The organism is Marinomonas sp. ATLA20 (genome assembly GCF_057180105.1).
The window spans coordinates 161,398-178,283 of record NZ_JBXUKU010000007.1 but is presented as its reverse complement, the minus strand read 5'-3'; the positions used below and the strand labels follow the sequence as shown (position 1 = coordinate 178,283).

The window sequence follows — 16,886 nt, the reverse complement described above, 5'->3', positions numbered from 1 at the left end:
TAATTGGACTAAAAAAGTCTTGCTCAATACGAAAAAAACCTTTGTTATCCATTTTAAACGAAATAAACTCCTTTTTTGCCTATAGTTCGCAGGATAATATTTTGTACAAGACCGAATTCGCATCAAGAGAAATCATGCAGGCAAGTAAAAAGCCACAAAAGTACGGCTTTTTACTCTTGCCTCATTATTCTATGCTGGGTTTTTCTTCCGCCATTGAAACATTGCATATGGCAAACTGGGTGGCGGGAAAAGAGCTTTATTCTTTTTGTACCATTAGCCATGAAGTAAGGGAGATCCCTTCAAGTACGGGGGTTGTAACTCTTTCAGACTACCTGACAAGTGACGCGCCAAACGATTTAGACGCGATTTTTGTTTGTGGTGCATCGCCAGTGATAAAAAACGAAAGTCAGACTTTAGAAAATTGGATAAAAAAACAAGCAAAAAAACAGGTTGGGCTTGGTGGTGTGTGTACAGGAAGCTATTTATTGGCAAAAGCTGGTCTGTTAGATGGTTATCGTGCAACGATCCATTGGCGCAGTTTGGCTAACTTGCGAGATGAATTTTTACAGACGATCGTTTCTAATCATCTTTTTGAAGTCGATCGAGACCGTTATACTTGTAGTGGTGGTACAGCCGCGATGGATATGATGCTTTTTCTAATAGGTAAGCAGCATGGTATGACGCTCGCTAGTAGTATTTCTGAGCAATTTGTATGTGAGAGAATTCGCACGCATGAAGATCCGCAAAGAATACCTCTTCAAGCTCGTATAGGCACAGGTCAGCCTAAGCTTGTTGAGGCTGTTCAGTTAATGGAAGCCAATATTCAAGAGCCCTTATCATCGGATGATATTGCTTATCATGTTGGCGTTTCTAGGCGACATCTAGAGCGTCTTTTTAAAAGTAATTTAGATATTGTGCCGTCGCGCTACTATCTTGAATTACGCCTACAGCATGCTAAGCAGCTGATCATCCAAACGGATAAAGCGATTACCGAGGTTGGTCTGGAGTGTGGATTTGGGTCTGCGCCCCATTTTAGTACAACCTACAAAGGTTTTTTTGGAATTACACCAAGAGAAGAACGTAATAAAATACACAATAAAAGCGCTGCCCCTGTCCAAATGGACAAGAAAAAGAGGCGACTTTGGAAAAAGTAACTTAAAATACGGGTTACATTGTTCTTGGCGTGATTCTTGTATTCTACTTGGTTGTGCAAGTTGATTGTTTATTAGCTAGTCGTCAATTAAGTGTTTCGTTGTTATTACGGCAAAAATAATAAGTTCATACAATAAAAGAAGGTATAAAACATGTCGAAAGTCCCGGCGTTAGAGCTCATTGATATCCATAAAACGTTTGGTGATATTGAGGTGTTGAAGGGGATTTCCCTAAAAGCTTACGATGGTGACGTCATTTCTATTCTTGGTTCTAGTGGCTCAGGTAAAAGTACTTTTTTACGCTGTGTTAACTTGCTTGAGAATCCCACCCGAGGCGATATCCTTTTTAATGGCAATAAGCTTGATTTGATTCAAGGTGAGTCTGACTTAGTCGCCAACAATATGAAGCAACTTACGCAAATGCGTCAGCAGATTGGTTTTGTTTTTCAAAGCTTTAATTTATGGCCGCATATGACCATTTTACAGAATGTGATGGAAGGGCCTCTTCACGTTCTAAAACGTCCTAAGCATGAAGTCGCAGAATACGCTGAGCATTTATTGCGTAAAGTCGGTATCGCAGAAAAAAAGGACATGTACCCTAATCAATTGTCTGGTGGTCAACAGCAACGTGTTGCTATTGCTAGGACATTGGCAATGGATCCTCAGGTAATATTGTTTGATGAACCGACATCAGCGTTGGATCCTGAACTTGTGGGCGAAGTGCTTAGCGTTATGCGCAATTTAGCGGAAGAAGGGCGTACTATGCTTATAGTGACCCATGAAATGAATTTTGCTCGTGAAGTGTCTAGTGAAGTTGTATTTTTACATCAGGGTGTGGTTGAAGAAAAAGGTACGCCAGATCAAGTGTTTGGCGCACCAAAATCAGAGCGCTGTAAAGCGTTTATATCCAGTGTGTTTTAGTTGATTGCTGTATAAAGCAACGACAAGATCAAAGTAAAATGACTAAATAAATAAACAAATATACTAAGGGGATTACAATGAAATTGAAAAAAATGGTTTTGGGGTCAGCGCTATTGCTAACAGCTGCATTTTCCGCTGTTTCTGTACAGGCTGCCGATAAAGTACGTTTTGTCACAGAAGGTGCTTGGGCACCATTTAACTTTATTGACTCAAATGGTAAGCCACAAGGTTTTGATGTGGATATCGCTCGTGCTTTGTGTGCAAAAATGGAAGCAGATTGCGAGATCTTGACTCAGGATTGGGATGGTTTGATCCCTGGACTTAAAGTGCGCAAATTTGATGCGATTATTGCGTCTATGTCTATTACAGAAGACCGCTTGAAAGTAGTTGATTTCACCAATAAATATTATTCAGGCGGCTTGCGTTTCATGGGGCGCGTTGGTGAGACATTTGATCTTTCAAATCTTGATGGAAAAACCATTGGTGCACAGCGTGCGACTCTTGGTGCGCAATATCTTGAAGATAATTTTTCAGGTAAAGCCAACTTAAAATTCTACGACAACCAAGATAATGTGTATCTAGACCTTGTTTCTGGTCGTTTGGACATTGTTCTATCTGATGAGTTGCCAACGTATAACTGGTTGAAAACATCAGAAAGTGGTTCTAAATTTGAGTTTAAAGGCGATGCTTTCATGAAAACAGACAACATTGCTATTGCTATTCGTAAGGGTGATGACAAGTTGAAAGCGAAATTGAATAAAGCACTTGATGCTATTTTAGCGGATGGTACTTATCAGAAAATTAATGCTCGTTACTTCCCGTTCTCTATCTACTAAGCGTAGATATTTCTTAGAGTTTCTCGGCACAATAGTGCCGAGAAACCTACTTTAAGCTTACTCTGAGAAAAAACTATGATTGATCTTCATGGATTCGGTGATCAGCTGCTGCAAGGTGCTGTTGTTACCTTAGAGCTAGCGCTGGCTTCGCTGTTTGTTGGTTTGATTTTAGGACTATTAGGCGCCTCTGCTAAATTGTCCTCTATCGCAGTTATTCGATGGATCGCTAACGGTTACACCACAATTATTCGTGGTATTCCTGAGCTGCTAACCGTACTTATTATTTATTTTGGTGCAACCAGTGTTTTGATGGCGATAGCCGGTTTGTTTGGTTACGACGAATATATTGAAGTTGGCGCTTTTGCAGCAGGTGTTACTGCACTTGGTTTGACGTTTGGCGCGTATGCAACAGAAGTATTCCGTGGTGCTCTACAATCTATTCCGAAAGGGCAGCATGAAGCAGCAACCGCTTTAGGAATGGGGCCCATTCGAAAGTTTTACCGTATTATTTTGCCGCAGGTATGGCGAATTGCATTGCCTGGGCTAGGGAATTTATTTCTGGTTTTGCTAAAAGATACTGCTTTGGTATCTGTTGTTGGGTTAGACGATATTATGCGTAAGGCAAATATTGCTGTAAGTAGTACCAAGCAAGCGTTCCTGTTTTATTTGGTCGCAGCATTTATGTATTTGGCTTTAACCATTATCTCTATGGTGTTCGTTTCCTATATGGAAAAACGAGCGAGCCGTGGTTTGAATAGGGGATAATGTATGGATTTTTCGGTTGTTGTTGAATATTTTCCCCGTTTGCTCGAAGGGGCTTGGGTTAGTCTTCAGTTAGTGATTGTCTCTATTGTATTGGGTGGTGTTTTTGCTTTGCCGATTGCTTTAGCAAGGATTTCACCTATTGCATGGATCCGAGCAGTGCCTTTTGCTTATATCTTTTTCTTCCGTGGAACGCCGCTGTTAGTACAGATCTTTTTGGTATATTACGGCGCATCGCAATTTGATGTCGTGAGAGAAGGTTTCTTGTGGCCAATACTGAGAGAGCCATTTTGGTGTGCCATTATTGCCTTTACGCTAAATACCTCTGCTTATACCGCTGAGATTTTCCGCGGCGCGATTCAAGCAATTCCTGAAGGCGAAGTTGAAGCATGTAAAGTCATTGGTATGACGAAGTTTCAGATGTACCGACGTGTCTTATTACCTCGTGCTTTTGGTATTGTTCTACCCGCTTATGGCAATGAGATTATCTTGATGCTAAAAGGCAGTGCTTTGGCGAGTACGATTACGATTCTGGATTTAACAGGAATGGCGCGAACTATCATCGCAAGAACCTATACGCCGATGGAAATTTTCTTGGCGGCAGGTGCTATTTACTTGGTAATTAGCATTGTGATCATTGCAATTTTTCGTCAGATTGAGTTACGCCAAAATCGTTATTTGGGCACATTATCCATCAAGGTTCCTGATAAAGGTTGATCTGATAAACGTCACTAAAACAAAAAAGAGGTCTCGGCCTCTTTTTTGTTTTATAGCAACTAAATGCCTAAAATGGGCGGTAATAACTTAGATTGCTTCCGCGCCCGTTTCACCTGTACGAATGCGGATGATTTGCTCTAGAGCCGTAACGAATATTTTTCCGTCGCCAATTTTGCCAGTGTTTGCGCTTTGTTGGATTGCTTCAATAGCGCGTTCAACTTGGTCTGTTTCTACTGCAAGCTCTAATTTTACTTTTGGCAGGAAGTCGACAACGTATTCTGCTCCACGGTAAAGTTCTGTATGGCCTCGTTGGCGCCCAAAACCCTTCACTTCAGTGACGGTAATGCCGTTAATACCAATTTCAGAAAGCGCTTCACGCACTTCATCAAGTTTAAAAGGCTTAACAATGGCCGTAATTAGTTTCATTTTTTTTCTCCATACGAATAAAGCATTAATTAGTCTAAAAATACCACTCTATTAAAAAAGTCGCTACAGGCTTGATGATTATGATCTACATTTAGTAAACATATCTTCATTGTAATGGAGTGCTTAAAATGAAAAAAATAACACCAAGTGAGCATTTTGTATCAGGTTCAGAGACTTTTTTTGCTGACGTTGCTGCTTTATTGTCTGACCGCGATGGCGTGCAATTGTCCAGTGTCTCTTCGCCTCAAAGCCTTGCTTGTTATCGCACTCAAGGCACGGTTAATAATTTGCAGTTAAGGCTGGTGTTGATTCCGCTTGCTAATGATTTTTTACTTGGGCGCTTGTCTTGGTTGGACTGGCGTGGAGTCGATCACGTCTGTTGCTATGTGAACCAGACTTTCGATTGCTTGGTTATGACGTCAGATGGCATTTGGAAAAAACAGAATAAGAGTGCCGAAGCATTGTGTTTACAGGGGTTTGAAACGTTAGTCGCGTAAAATCATAAAGACCTTCGCTTAGTACCTGGGCGAAGGTCTTTATGATAAAGCTCTACCTTTTTGTTTATACGGCCTTAAAGGCCATTCAACTCATCTAGGTCATCATATTTAGGTTCGTGATATTTTCTTCCTAGTTCATGAACGGCATCGATCAAGTATTTTGGATGATCTGGATTTACAAATTGGTGAATGCCATGGCCTAAGTTAAATACATGGCCGCTTCCTGTACCGAAGCCAGACAATACGTTCTCTACTTCGCGTTCAATGACATCTTTATCAGCATAAAGAACGCAAGGATCAATATTGCCTTGCAGTGCCACTTTATCTCCGACACGAGCACGAGCTTCTGCAATGTCTGTGGTCCAATCCAAGCCTAGAGCATCGGCACCAGTTGCAGCTATGTTTTCTAGCCATTGACCGCCATTTTTAGTGAATAGAATGACAGGGATTTTTCTACCTTCATGCTCACGAATTAAGCCATCTAGAATCTCTTTCATGTATAGCAATGAGAACTGCTGATACATTGGTCCGCTTAACACGCCACCCCACGTGTCGAAAATCTGTAAGGCTTGAGCACCTGCTAAAATTTGACCGTTAAGGTAGGCGATAACAGATTTCGCGATTTTGCTGAGTAGGGCGTGTAGGGTTTCAGGTGAACGGTACATCATGGCTTTTATGTGACGGAAATCTTTGCTTGAGCCGCCTTCTACCATGTAGGTTGCCAGTGTCCATGGGCTGCCAGAGAAACCAATTAGTGGCACGTCACCATTCAAAGCGTGGCGGATCGTGGTGACTGCTTTCATTACGTAGTCTAAGTCGTTCGCTGTTGTAACAGGAATAGCATCCACATCGGCTTTGCTACGAATAGTGTGTCTGAATTTAGGACCTTCGCCCGTTTCAAAATACAAGCCTAGACCCATAGCATCTGGAATAGTGAGTATGTCAGAGAACAAAATGGCCGCGTCTAGGTCGTAACGCTTAAGTGGTTGAAGGGTTACTTCGCAAGCAAACGCATCGTTTTTGCAAAGGCTCAAAAAGTCTCCGGCTGTTGCGCGGCTGGCACGGTACTCTGGTAAGTAGCGTCCTGCTTGTCTCATCATCCATACAGGTGTTGTATCGACAGGTTGTTTGAGTAATGCGCGCAAAAAGCGGTCATTTTTGAGCTCTGGAAACATTAGGACTCTCCGATATAAATTTTCAGTTGGCGCATTTTACCTAAGTTGGACAGGAAAAGCAGAGTGAATAAGCACAATTTATGGCTTGGTTATTGAAAAGGCTAATATTATTGATCTATGGCAGGGTTTGTCTGTGCCTATTTAAGACTTCTTTCGCCTATTAGGATCGTGCCTTTTTTCGTGAAAGGCCTTTAAATGATTGGCTGCGTATATAAAAATCAGTCGCCAAGATAGGTTTTAAGACTGTATTTTTGTACTCGTTGGGCGGCCTTTTCTATGTCTTGATTGGCATGTAGTTCAGCTAAAACTTTAGGAAAGGCGGCTTTTGTTTGTGCGACATTCATTCCTGGCTTGAGATGAGTAGAGTAAAGGGATTTAAGCAGTAAATAATCCAGAGGACTTAGGTAAGTATCTACACTAACGTCGTTAAACACAGAGGGAAAAACATCATTAGAGTCATTGGGAAGTCCGAGTAATTGCGTGATCTCTTCTACAATACAATCCAAAAAGCGCGCCTTTCTGCGTGCATAATCGACAGGAATAATGATGCTACCTTTGGTGATTTCGTATTTTCCATTACGGCTAAAGTTACCTAGGCAAATGGCTTCATTTAGCGCTGCACGAATTTTTTCTGGGTCACCTATGTATTGTCTGACTTTGTTTTCGATATTGTCATAGGTGGTGAAAATAATAAAAATATTGGCTTGTTTAGGGTCGTTGGTAAAGTCGATTGGCAGCCCTGTAATGTAGGCAAGGTGCTGTGCGTGGACGCTGAGTAATTCTTTTTGTAGGCTGGCGTCACCACTGTCGCTTTCAAAAAACAGCTTAATAGGTTTATTCCAGCGGATTAATTTAGGGTATTTGGTTTCTTTGTACTCACGCTCTAAAGCAATTTTAATAAAGCTGTCTTGTATGTAAGCATCGTTTTGCCAGCGTTCCTCACCTAAAGCGAATGAGGAGAGGAAAAAAACTATGAGCCAAAAAGGACTATAGCGGATCATCAGGCTGAGGCTGAGTAAGTTTGTTAGCATAATGTTGTAACGCACTTAACGAATCTGGCGTGAATGGTAAATTGTCAGTATTGTTTAGTACGTCATCGATACTCATTTCATGAACAGAAGCGACTTCTTTAGGTTGTAAGGTTAGTTCGCCATGTACCGTTTCATCGTAGTGACAAGTGAAAATCTTCCCCCATATTTTAAAGCCTTCCCCTTCGGTAAAAAACACACCTTGGCTTTCGAGCGGGGCATCAAATCCTAGTTCTTCTTGCAATTCTCTATGGGCAGAATCAATGTAGGATTCGCCCTTTTCAACCACGCCACCAGTCGTCACTCCGTAAAAACTTGGACAAAAAGCCTTGTCGTCGGTTCTTTTTTGAATGAGTAAATTTCCTGCCGTGTTAAAAACCAAAATATAAGTGACACGATGAAAGTCTCTGCCAAAGTTCATTAAGCGTCGTGGCACATCGCCAATTATCCTGTTATTTTTATCGACTAAGATAATGACTTCGTCATTTTCGGGCATAAAATACTCAATTAGAAAGTGAATCTGGTAGAAAGCAAAAGGGTATCGGCATTTGTCTTGAAAGAAAAGCCTTCTTACTCATTAAAGAGTGCAGAGTGACTCAAGATAATAAGCCTACTAGAGCGTGTAGGGTGTCGAGAAAGCGACCTGTTTTTGCGTAATAGCTACGTCTTGGCATTATTTACCTTATTATTTAGCCTAAAGCGGTATCATAATCTGTTGCTTCTAAGCTGTATTTTGTAATCAAATTAATAGGGAAGGTTAGTGGAAAACATGTCCATTTTGAACAATGATTTTTTAGCGTTAACACTTGCTAACCAAGATGGCATTACGCCTTTTCAGTTTTCTTTTCCAGGTGGTATAGGCTTTGTTGAGGATACGGGAGTTTTACGTCTTGAGCCTACACAGTCGAGTGCGACTAGCCTTGTTTTGTCCGTTGGCGTCCACGGTAATGAAACCGGTCCGATCGAGTTAGTAAATCAATTGGTTACCAATATATTAGAAGGCGCCGTTACATTGAGTGTTCGGTTATTAGTGCTAATAGGTAACCCGGTAGCGGCTAATTCGGCAAAACGTTTTTGTGATGTGAATCTGAATCGATTGTTCAGTGGCGCGTGGCAAAAGTTTGAGGGTTTTGAAGCAAAGAGAGCGCAACGTCTAGAGCAAGCTGTTAGTGATTTTTACTCAAACGTTGAGAATAAAGCGGATCAAGTAAAGCTACATTACGATCTGCACACGGCCATTCGAGGCTCTGTGTATGAAAAATTTGCCGTTTATCCTTATGTTGAAAATGGTGTTTATAACCAAGAGCAATTGGCGTTCTTAGCAGCCAGTGGAATCGACGCGGTTTTATTGTCGCACCAGCCAACAACGACTTTTTCTTATTATAGTTTTGCCGTGCATGATGCTCATGCTTTTACGGTTGAATTGGGGAAAGTGTATCCGTTTGGTGAAAATGATTTGTCGCGCTTTGCTGATCTTAAAGACAGTTTGACTTTGTTATTGGAAAAGGGCGTTCTAGCACAATCTTCCTTGTCTAGTTTGTGTGCATTTAGCGTGTTAGATAGCTTGGTGAAAGACGATGACAGTTATGAGTTAAGTATTGCTGCTGATGTGAAAAACTTTACTTCATTTGAAGCTGGCTATCGAATAGCGCTCTCTAACAAAAGCGATTATTACATTAAGCAAACGGGTGATGCGATTGTGTTTCCAAATACCAATCTCCCTGTTGGTCAGCGTGCTGGCTTGATAGTGCGTTGCGCCTTAATGGCTGATTTAACGTTAAATTAAGCGGGGTAATTTTTGCCTTATGAAAAAAGAGATTTAAGCTAACCCCTTGAATCTCTTTTTTTAATATCGTACTGTTACGTTATAACATTAATTTGACGGTATTGAATAATGAATAAACTTCTTTTGGCCTTAGGTGTGTCAGCCTTATCTCCTTTAGCATTCGCTAAACCCGTAATTGTTACCAGTATTAAGCCTGTTTCTATGGTCGTTGCCGCGATTGCTGGCGATAAAGCGGAGATTCAGCAAATTGTATCCAGTACGGCATCGCCGCATGATTTTGCTTTGCGCCCCTCGGATCTGCGGAAAATTGTCAATGCTGATACAGTCGTCTGGGTAGGCGAGTCTTTAGAACGATTTTTAGAAAAACCACTTGAGAATGCCGGTAAAGAAGACTCGTCAATCGAGTGGTTAGCATTAGATGGTATGGCATTGCATAACTTTGCTAAAGAGCATCACCATGATGAAGACGAAGCGCATGATGATCATGAACACGAAGGGCATGGAGATCATGATGAGCACGAAGAACATGATGAGCACGAAGAACATGATGAGCACGAAGGACACGAAGGACACGAAGGACACGAAGGACACGAAGGACACGAAGGACATCATCATGATGGTGTAGATCCACATGTTTGGCTATCACCTGATAACGCTCGAGTATTGGCAAAAGCAGTTACAGCTCGTTTGGTGTCATTAGATTCGGCGAATGCTGAGTATTACAAAGGGAACTTGGCGTCCTTTGAAAAAGGTTTGAGTGCGAAAGACGCAGAAATTCGCAAAGCACTCAACAAGGTCAATAAAGTTCCTTATATTGTATTCCATGATGGCTATAGTTACTTTGAGCAGCATTACGGACTAAATCACGCTGGCGAAATTACCGTCAGCCCAGAGCGTAAACCGGGTGCGAAAAAAGTCGCTGAGATCCGTCGCGAGATTGAAGAGCATAACGTGCAGTGTGTCTTCAGTGAACCACAATTTAGCCCTGCGATAGTGAAAACGCTATTGGAAGGTTCTGATGTTAAAACTGCACCTTTAGACCCATTGGGTGGCAAGGTGAAAATGGGAAGCAATGCTTACTTCTCATTTTTAGACAGTTTGAGTGGTCAATTTCTTAGCTGTTTAGGATAATACCTCTGTGTTTATCAAAGAGTAGGCAAGGAATGCTTGCTCTTTGATAGTCCTCCCGCTTTCTCCTCTGTATAATGGTCTTACTTTACGATTATTACATTGGGCAGCGAGGCTTTATGAGCGATATATTTAATTTGAGTGCCGATTCGAGTTCCCACTCCGATATCCTTATTGAAAGTGCTCGACGTACTTTATCTACACAAGCTCAATCTTTAGCTAATTTAGCCAACCAAGTAACCGAAGAATTTCCCAAAGCCGTTCGACTGATTCTTGCTAGCAAGGGTCGTACTATTATTTGTGGCATGGGTAAGTCTGGTTTGATTGGTAAAAAAATTGCTGCCACATTAGCTTCAACTGGCACGCCGAGCTTCTTTCTCCACCCAGGAGAGGCTTTTCATGGCGATTTAGGCATGATCCAGCCGGAAGATGTTTTGGTATTGATCAGCTTTTCTGGTGAAACTGAAGAGTTGATGCGCTTACTTCCTTCGCTGAAAAGTTTCGGAAATCCAAGTATTGCCATGGTGGGAAACACAGATTCTACTTTGGCGAAACATTGCGATTGCGTACTGGACCTTTCTATTGATAAAGAAACCTGCCCAAATAATTTAGCGCCAACTACATCGACAACAATGACAACCGCTATGGGTGATGCTTTGGCCGTGGCTTTGATGGAGTGTCGTAACTTCCAGCCACAAGACTTTGCCCGTTTTCATCCTGGTGGCAGCTTAGGTCGTAAACTGTTAACTCGTGTTAAAGATCTAATGCATAAGGATAGTCTGCCTGTTTGTGCACCAGAAACTACCTTGAAAGACGCCATTTCTGTTATGACACGTGGCAGAATGGGCGTGGTATTGATTCAAGAAGCAGGGAGGTTACTGGGGATCTTTACCGATGGTGACTTACGTCGAGCTATGCTTAAAGAAAGTGAAGGCATGATACATAAAACCATGGCTAACTTGATGACTCCTAACCCCAAAACCATCAATGAAAATGTGATGATAGTGCAAGCAGAAGAACAAATGCTGCGTGATAAAATTACCTTGTTGGTTGTGGTGGACGATGCGAACAATTTATCCGGTATTTTAGAAATTTACGATCGATAAAAAACGGCCCAACAAATTTTACGCCGCTTTAGATTTGTTTAAAGTGAGCAAACCTAGATTAAAATGGAGTTCTCATGACGCAGTTAGCTCAAGAATCAAAGATTATTAAAATTGGTAGCAAGATTGAAGTGGCTAACCACCTTCCTTTTGTGTTGTTCAGTGGTGTGAATGTATTAGAGTCTCGCGACTTGGCAATGCGTGTAGCAGAAGAACATGTAAAAGTGACGGAAGCGCTGGGCATTCCTTATGTCTTTAAAGGCTCTTTTGATAAAGCGAACCGTTCGTCTATCAATTCTTTCCGTGGCCCTGGTATGGAAGAAGGGTTGAAAATTCTACAAGAGATCAAAGACACCTTTGGTGTGCCTGTGATTACCGATGTGCACGAAGAGTATCAGTGTGCGCCAGTTGCTGAAGTGGCAGATGTGATTCAGTTGCCTGCTTTCTTGTCTCGCCAAACGGACTTAGTTGTGGCGATGGCGAAAACCGGTGCTGTGATTAATATCAAAAAAGCACAATTCCTAGCGCCACATGAAATGAAACATATCCTGACAAAATGCCAAGAAGCCGGAAACGATCAACTTATGCTTTGTGAGCGTGGCACCATGATGGGCTACAACAACTTGGTTGTTGATATGCTTGGCTTCGGAGAAATGAAAAAGTTTGGTTTCCCTGTCATGTTTGACGTAACCCATTCTTTGCAGCGTCCAGGTGGACGTGAAGATTCTGCTGATGGCCGTCGTGCGCAAGTCACTGAATTGGCTCGTGCAGGTATGTCACTTGGCTTGTCTAGTTTGTTCTTAGAAACTCACCCAGATCCAGATAATGCTAAATGCGATGGTCCATGTGCTTTGCCTTTGGGTAAATTAGCGCCATTCCTAAAGCAGATGAAGCAGCTTGATGAATTGGTAAAAACCTTCGAAACATTGGATACGAGCGTTTAAGAAATGGATGCGGCTTTTCTTTCTTTTTATCCTGCGCTCGAAACTAATAAGGGGTTGTTAGCTAAGCTGCAAGCTTTGAAACTGGTGGTGTTTGACGTTGATGGCGTACTAACTGACGGACGTCTGCTTTACACTGAGCAAGGCGAAACCATAAAGCGCTTCAACGTAAAAGATGGTGTGGCAATGAAGCTGTTGCCAAAGTGGGGTATTCAGGTTGCGGTTATCACCGCGAAAGATTCTGCACCATTAAGGCAACGAATGAAGGAATTAAAAGTAGAACATTTTTATCCTGGTTGCCATAACAAAGCTGAAGCCTTTGATGAGTTGGTAGAGCGTTTGGGGATTAAACCAGAAGAAGCCGCTTATGTTGGCGATGACGTGATTGACCTTCAAGTCATGCCTAAAGTTGGTGTTGCCCTATGCCCAGCAGACGCACATATTTTATTGCAACGTCATTGTCCTATTATACTTAGTAAAGCCGCTGGTGAAGGCGTCGCAAGGGAAGTTGCTGACATGGTGTTAGCGTCTAGAATGTCTTTGGAATACGCCTATGAATTGGCTCAAAAGCCGGAGTTTGAAAAATAATGACGATTCAATCTTTACCTGATTTTCACATCGTAATTCCTGCTCGCTACGCTTCTCAGCGTTTTCCACAGAAGTTGATGGCCGATTTAGGTGGCAAGCCAGTATTGCAGTGGGTTTACGAGTTAGCCTTAAAAGCGGGTGCGCAATCAGTAACGATTGCCACAGATCATCAGCTTATAGAGAAAGCCGCGCTTGGTTTTGGGGCATCAGTTGTGATGACTCGCGATGATCATGAAAACGGCACAGAGCGTCTTGCTGAAGTGGCGGCCAAAATGGGTTGGCTGGGCGATGAGATTGTCGTTAACGTGCAAGGTGACGAACCTTTTTTACCGGTTAACTTGATTCATTCAAGTGTAATCGCGTTAAACCAAGATAAAGAAGCTGAGATGGCAACGGTTGCCTGCGCGATTGATCAGGCCGAAGACTTCTTTAATCCCAATGTAGTGAAAGTGGTGTGTGATGAAAAGCAGCGTGCGCTGTATTTTAGTCGCTCTCCTATGCCTTGGGATAGAGATGGCTTTGCTAGTAACCTTGATAGAACAGGTTTATTGCCAGTTGGTTTTCCTGCCCTTCGTCATATTGGCTTGTACGTATATCGGGCTAGCTTATTAGCGCGATACGCCGATTTGCCAATGTCACCACTTGAGCGTTGGGAAAAACTTGAGCAGTTACGCTTCTTGCATCAAGGCATCAAGGTTCAAGTAGCTTTGGCGGATGGTCTGCCTACTCATGGTGTGGATACCCCAGAAGATTTGGAGAAGCTTAGGTATCAGCTTTCTTTAGATAGCATTTAGTCTATTTATTAAAAACAATTAGAGCGGTAAATCTTATTAAGGTTTGCCGTTTTTTTATGCTTTATGTATTTTTCCGGTATATTTTTCCCTTATTTAGGGTAGGAGAAATGTAAGTAATGCGTATACAATTAGTTCAAAGGTGGTTATTTTTTGCTAATTACTTACGTTTTTGTTTTGCGAAGGGCTATATCATGAAAAAACTCATACTCGTTTCAAGCAGTTTGCTAAGTACTGCAGTCTTGGCAGCAATGCCAGTCAATCAGCCTGTAGGCTCAAGTTTTACATTGAGTAATGCGCCTAACCAACGCGCATTGGCTACCGCTCTTGCTAACCCAGCCGCACCCTTTTTAATGGTTAACCAAGAAGATGAAGATAACTTCCGTTTTGGTATTTTAGGGCCTGTAAGTATTGGCATTGAAATGGGCGATGTGAGTGATTTATCGGATCGCGCTGAAAAAATTGAAGATATTATTGACAATACGACGGATGGAAATGAGGCTACAAGTGCTACTCAAATTCAAAATATTTTGTCTGATATTGGTGACTCGGCTTATGTGAAGACATCCGCATCTCTGCAAGTGCCTCTCATGCCTGTTATTTACAAAACGGACAATAAGGGGGCTTTTACCCTTGATGCTAGTATTTCAGCAATAGCAAAAGCTAATGTGGTATCAAGTCAAGTTGTTGCCGATACCGCTAATGATACTGTTGATACGGATGCTTCTTTTAATGCCAAAACAGCTGTAGATCTTGCTATTGGTTTGGGTTATAGCCAGTCCATGTGGCAAAACTCTCATGGTATGTTGGTCGGTGGTATCAAGGCGACTATGCATAATATTTCAATGGGTCATGCTTTGGTGGCATTGGAAGATGATTCGGTTGAAGTGGATGATGCTATTTCTGATGCAATAGATGATGACGCGGTAGAGTCTACAGGTGTTGGTGTTGATTTGGGAGCCGTTTGGGTGTCGAATTATTACCAAGTCGGTGTGACTTTTGCGAACGTGAATGAGCCGGAGTTTGATGGAGTTGCATTAGATACTACCTGTGGTACCGATAGCTGTGGTGCCGCATCTTCTCTGATTACAGCAGGGAAAGTGGCCTCAGGCGGTAAGTATGTTATGGAAATGCAAACTACAATCGATGCGGCGGTTTCTACGTCTGGTAAACAAGTCACTTTGGGTATGTCTTATGACACTAATGCCGTAAAAGATGCTGTAGGTGATGAATATCAATGGGCTTCCGCTTCTTTGTCTTACTACGGTGATTCGCATTTCTTACCTGGTATTCGTATCGGTTATCGTCAAAATATGGCTGGTACTGAGCTAAGTTACGCGTCACTTGGTTTGACTTTCTTGAAGCGTTTGAATCTAGATCTTGCTGTAGCGCTGGATACTGTTGAAGATGAAGACGGTGATGAAATGCCACGCGGTGGATTCTTATCACTTAGTTACGATACTGCCTTCTAAAAAATGTAAAGATATGACAAAAAAAGCCGATAACATGAATTTTATCGGCTTTTTTATTTTACGGGCTATTTTCGAGCAGTAAGTTTTGGTTAATAGAGGTGCTTCTTTATCATGATCAAGTATTGTTTCTTCGTTTGCTTATCACTGCTTAGTTCTTCAGTGATGGCGGCGATGTATACTTATCAACCTATGGGATCCAGTACTGTATTGGGCAGTTACGCTAACCGCCATGCCTTATCTACGGCTATGGGAAATCCCGCTGCTTCTTATCTTATGGCCAATTTACAAGGCTTTCGGGTTGGCTTTCTTGGGCCAATCGGAATCGGAGTGGAAGGTGGCGGTGTAGGGACTATCAATGACAAGGTGGATGACCTAGAAAGTAGTATTGATACCGACTTTTTATCATCTCTTGATTTAAGTGCGATTGAAGCCGGGGCAACCAATGTCTATAACAACACGGCTGGCAGCGATGCTGACAAAGAGGCTGCTGCGAATGCCTATATTGTTCAGGAAGTAAATGCAGCTCTCGATACAATTGACAGTAGCTTGGCAAATGTGAGCAATGATATTACCGAGATTGCAGATACAACTTATGTTAAATTTGCGACTACGGTGCAAGGACCTTTTATGCCCATCATTTACAAAACTCGTAGAAGAGGGGTTTTTATGGTGGATGCCAGTGCGTCTTTAGTGGGAAGCGCGCAAATTCTATCGGATGATTTATCTTTGCCTGGTTTGAGTGCGCTACGAGATATTAGTGATGCTAATGAGTTACAAAATGCCGACTTGGATGGGATTGAATTAGAAACAGACACGTCTTTGTATTTAAAACGCGTTTCCAATTACAAATTTAGTATTGGATATAGTGAAATGTACTCACGTACTGAGGGAAGTGCTTTGATTCTAGGTGGTCGAGTAAACCTTCATAAGCTCGCAATGGATCAGAAGCTGGAAGTGTTAAATGACGATGGTGAGTCTAGTGTGTCTTACGGTGATTTCTTTTTAAGTCGAGAGTCTGTGTCTGATGGTATTTCTTTGGACTTGGGGGCAATTATTGCTGCTCGATATTTGCAGCTGGGTGCAACATTATCTAATGTGAATGAGCCTGAGTTTGATTATAAAGTAATAAGTAGTTGCGTCGGGCTAACGGGTGCAGACTTTTCTGCGTGTAATGCGGCTCATGATTTCGCGGCTGATGGAAAGCTATCATTGAATGAAACCTACAAAATGAAGGCTCAGCTAAATTTGAGCGCTGCCTTGAAGAGTAAGGATCAAAATTTTTCTATTGCAGGTTCATTTGATGCTAACTCAATCAAAGACCCTTTAGGAGATAAATATCAATGGGGTGCAGTATCCGTTTCTTATTTCAGTGATAATTTTTTCTCAATGGGATTACGAGCAGGAGTTCGCAAAAACATGGTTGAGGATGGAATGACGTATTACACAGCAGGTGTTACTTTATCTCGACGTTTGGATATCGATGTTGCCTACGCACCAGAAAATGAAAAGGGAGATTCTGGTGCGTTTTTCTCGATAGGCTATAGTTTTGTTTATTAATCCTGCT

18 protein-coding genes are annotated in these 16,886 nt (G+C 42.0%); 14 read left to right on the top strand and 4 right to left on the bottom strand.

The features are described 5' to 3' along the window. Window positions 1–134 precede the first annotated feature (134 nt). From AC2A4J_RS13630 to AC2A4J_RS13610, 5 genes are all read left to right on the top strand, one after another. On the top strand, window positions 135–1,154 hold the full coding sequence (locus tag AC2A4J_RS13630) for a GlxA family transcriptional regulator (RefSeq protein ID WP_255829255.1): 1,020 nt from the start codon (window positions 135–137) through the stop codon (window positions 1,152–1,154). A gap of 150 nt (window positions 1,155–1,304) precedes the next feature. After that, window positions 1,305–2,072, top strand: coding sequence for an ABC transporter ATP-binding protein (locus tag AC2A4J_RS13625; RefSeq protein ID WP_255828170.1), 768 nt, complete (start codon window positions 1,305–1,307; stop codon window positions 2,070–2,072). Window positions 2,073–2,149: 77 nt separating this feature from the next. Continuing rightward, a complete protein-coding gene (locus AC2A4J_RS13620; RefSeq protein ID WP_255828171.1) occupies window positions 2,150–2,908 on the top strand; it encodes a transporter substrate-binding domain-containing protein in 759 nt (252 codons plus the stop codon). Between the two features lie 75 nt (window positions 2,909–2,983). Continuing rightward, window positions 2,984–3,673: an ABC transporter permease gene (locus AC2A4J_RS13615; RefSeq protein WP_255828172.1), complete on the top strand. Its 690-nt coding sequence runs from the start codon at window positions 2,984–2,986 to the stop codon at window positions 3,671–3,673. Window positions 3,674–3,676: 3 nt separating this feature from the next. Beyond that, complete coding sequence (locus AC2A4J_RS13610; protein ID WP_255828173.1) at window positions 3,677–4,387, top strand: ABC transporter permease; 711 nt, start codon at window positions 3,677–3,679, stop codon at window positions 4,385–4,387. Window positions 4,388–4,474: 87 nt separating this feature from the next. On the opposite strand, the gene AC2A4J_RS13605 is transcribed toward AC2A4J_RS13610, so the two are convergent. Next, window positions 4,475–4,813, bottom strand: coding sequence for a P-II family nitrogen regulator (locus tag AC2A4J_RS13605; RefSeq protein WP_255828174.1), 339 nt, complete (start codon window positions 4,811–4,813; stop codon window positions 4,475–4,477). A 128-nt stretch (window positions 4,814–4,941) separates the two neighbouring features. On the opposite strand from AC2A4J_RS13605, the gene AC2A4J_RS13600 reads away from it, so the two are divergent. Next, a complete protein-coding gene (locus tag AC2A4J_RS13600; protein ID WP_484176414.1) occupies window positions 4,942–5,310 on the top strand; it encodes a hypothetical protein in 369 nt (122 codons plus the stop codon). Window positions 5,311–5,384: 74 nt separating this feature from the next. On the opposite strand, the gene hemE is transcribed toward AC2A4J_RS13600, so the two are convergent. The 3 genes from hemE to AC2A4J_RS13585 form a co-directional block, all read right to left on the bottom strand. Beyond that, on the bottom strand, window positions 5,385–6,485 hold the full coding sequence (gene hemE / locus AC2A4J_RS13595) for a uroporphyrinogen decarboxylase (protein WP_255828176.1): 1,101 nt from the start codon (window positions 6,483–6,485) through the stop codon (window positions 5,385–5,387). Between the two features lie 218 nt (window positions 6,486–6,703). Further along, on the bottom strand, window positions 6,704–7,516 hold the full coding sequence (locus AC2A4J_RS13590) for a DUF2927 domain-containing protein (RefSeq protein WP_484176413.1): 813 nt from the start codon (window positions 7,514–7,516) through the stop codon (window positions 6,704–6,706). Continuing rightward, on the bottom strand, window positions 7,473–8,009 hold the full coding sequence (locus AC2A4J_RS13585) for an NUDIX hydrolase (RefSeq protein ID WP_484176412.1): 537 nt from the start codon (window positions 8,007–8,009) through the stop codon (window positions 7,473–7,475). Before AC2A4J_RS13585 ends, AC2A4J_RS13590 begins: the two co-directional genes overlap by 44 nt. 273 nt (window positions 8,010–8,282) lie before the next feature. On the opposite strand from AC2A4J_RS13585, the gene astE reads away from it, so the two are divergent. From astE to traF (AC2A4J_RS13545), 8 genes are all read left to right on the top strand, one after another. Continuing rightward, window positions 8,283–9,299, top strand: coding sequence for a succinylglutamate desuccinylase (gene astE / locus AC2A4J_RS13580; RefSeq protein ID WP_484176411.1), 1,017 nt, complete (start codon window positions 8,283–8,285; stop codon window positions 9,297–9,299). Between the two features lie 108 nt (window positions 9,300–9,407). Beyond that, window positions 9,408–10,430, top strand: a complete 1,023-nt coding sequence (gene znuA, locus AC2A4J_RS13575) for a zinc ABC transporter substrate-binding protein ZnuA (protein ID WP_484176410.1) — start codon at window positions 9,408–9,410, stop codon at window positions 10,428–10,430. Window positions 10,431–10,546: 116 nt separating this feature from the next. Further along, window positions 10,547–11,533 (top strand): KpsF/GutQ family sugar-phosphate isomerase, encoded by a 987-nt coding sequence (locus AC2A4J_RS13570; protein WP_484176409.1) that lies wholly within the window; start codon window positions 10,547–10,549, stop codon window positions 11,531–11,533. A 74-nt stretch (window positions 11,534–11,607) separates the two neighbouring features. After that, window positions 11,608–12,474 (top strand): 3-deoxy-8-phosphooctulonate synthase, encoded by an 867-nt coding sequence (gene kdsA / locus AC2A4J_RS13565; RefSeq protein WP_484176408.1) that lies wholly within the window; start codon window positions 11,608–11,610, stop codon window positions 12,472–12,474. Between the two features lie 3 nt (window positions 12,475–12,477). After that, entirely contained in the window at window positions 12,478–13,059 is a 582-nt protein-coding gene (locus tag AC2A4J_RS13560; protein WP_484176407.1) for a KdsC family phosphatase, read from the top strand. Further along, window positions 13,059–13,853, top strand: coding sequence for a 3-deoxy-manno-octulosonate cytidylyltransferase (gene kdsB, locus AC2A4J_RS13555; protein ID WP_484176406.1), 795 nt, complete (start codon window positions 13,059–13,061; stop codon window positions 13,851–13,853). The genes AC2A4J_RS13560 and kdsB overlap by 1 nt, the downstream gene beginning before the upstream one ends. A gap of 191 nt (window positions 13,854–14,044) precedes the next feature. Beyond that, window positions 14,045–15,322, top strand: coding sequence for a conjugal transfer protein TraF (gene traF, locus AC2A4J_RS13550; RefSeq protein WP_484176405.1), 1,278 nt, complete (start codon window positions 14,045–14,047; stop codon window positions 15,320–15,322). 111 nt (window positions 15,323–15,433) lie between these two features. After that, window positions 15,434–16,879, top strand: coding sequence for a conjugal transfer protein TraF (gene traF / locus AC2A4J_RS13545; protein ID WP_484176404.1), 1,446 nt, complete (start codon window positions 15,434–15,436; stop codon window positions 16,877–16,879). The last annotated feature ends 7 nt before the right edge of the window (window positions 16,880–16,886 follow it).

Coding starts and splice junctions, on each gene's coding strand:
- AC2A4J_RS13630 (WP_255829255.1), top strand. CDS start 135: ATGCAGGCAAGTAAAAAGCCACAAAAGTACGGCTTTTTACTCTTGCCT.
- AC2A4J_RS13625 (WP_255828170.1), top strand. CDS start 1,305: ATGTCGAAAGTCCCGGCGTTAGAGCTCATTGATATCCATAAAACGTTT.
- AC2A4J_RS13620 (WP_255828171.1), top strand. CDS start 2,150: ATGAAATTGAAAAAAATGGTTTTGGGGTCAGCGCTATTGCTAACAGCT.
- AC2A4J_RS13615 (WP_255828172.1), top strand. CDS start 2,984: ATGATTGATCTTCATGGATTCGGTGATCAGCTGCTGCAAGGTGCTGTT.
- AC2A4J_RS13610 (WP_255828173.1), top strand. CDS start 3,677: ATGGATTTTTCGGTTGTTGTTGAATATTTTCCCCGTTTGCTCGAAGGG.
- AC2A4J_RS13605 (WP_255828174.1), bottom strand. CDS start 4,813: ATGAAACTAATTACGGCCATTGTTAAGCCTTTTAAACTTGATGAAGTG.
- AC2A4J_RS13600 (WP_484176414.1), top strand. CDS start 4,942: ATGAAAAAAATAACACCAAGTGAGCATTTTGTATCAGGTTCAGAGACT.
- hemE (WP_255828176.1), bottom strand. CDS start 6,485: ATGTTTCCAGAGCTCAAAAATGACCGCTTTTTGCGCGCATTACTCAAA.
- AC2A4J_RS13590 (WP_484176413.1), bottom strand. CDS start 7,516: ATGCTAACAAACTTACTCAGCCTCAGCCTGATGATCCGCTATAGTCCT.
- AC2A4J_RS13585 (WP_484176412.1), bottom strand. CDS start 8,009: ATGCCCGAAAATGACGAAGTCATTATCTTAGTCGATAAAAATAACAGG.
- astE (WP_484176411.1), top strand. CDS start 8,283: ATGTCCATTTTGAACAATGATTTTTTAGCGTTAACACTTGCTAACCAA.
- znuA (WP_484176410.1), top strand. CDS start 9,408: ATGAATAAACTTCTTTTGGCCTTAGGTGTGTCAGCCTTATCTCCTTTA.
- AC2A4J_RS13570 (WP_484176409.1), top strand. CDS start 10,547: ATGAGCGATATATTTAATTTGAGTGCCGATTCGAGTTCCCACTCCGAT.
- kdsA (WP_484176408.1), top strand. CDS start 11,608: ATGACGCAGTTAGCTCAAGAATCAAAGATTATTAAAATTGGTAGCAAG.
- AC2A4J_RS13560 (WP_484176407.1), top strand. CDS start 12,478: ATGGATGCGGCTTTTCTTTCTTTTTATCCTGCGCTCGAAACTAATAAG.
- kdsB (WP_484176406.1), top strand. CDS start 13,059: ATGACGATTCAATCTTTACCTGATTTTCACATCGTAATTCCTGCTCGC.
- traF (WP_484176405.1), top strand. CDS start 14,045: ATGAAAAAACTCATACTCGTTTCAAGCAGTTTGCTAAGTACTGCAGTC.
- traF (WP_484176404.1), top strand. CDS start 15,434: ATGATCAAGTATTGTTTCTTCGTTTGCTTATCACTGCTTAGTTCTTCA.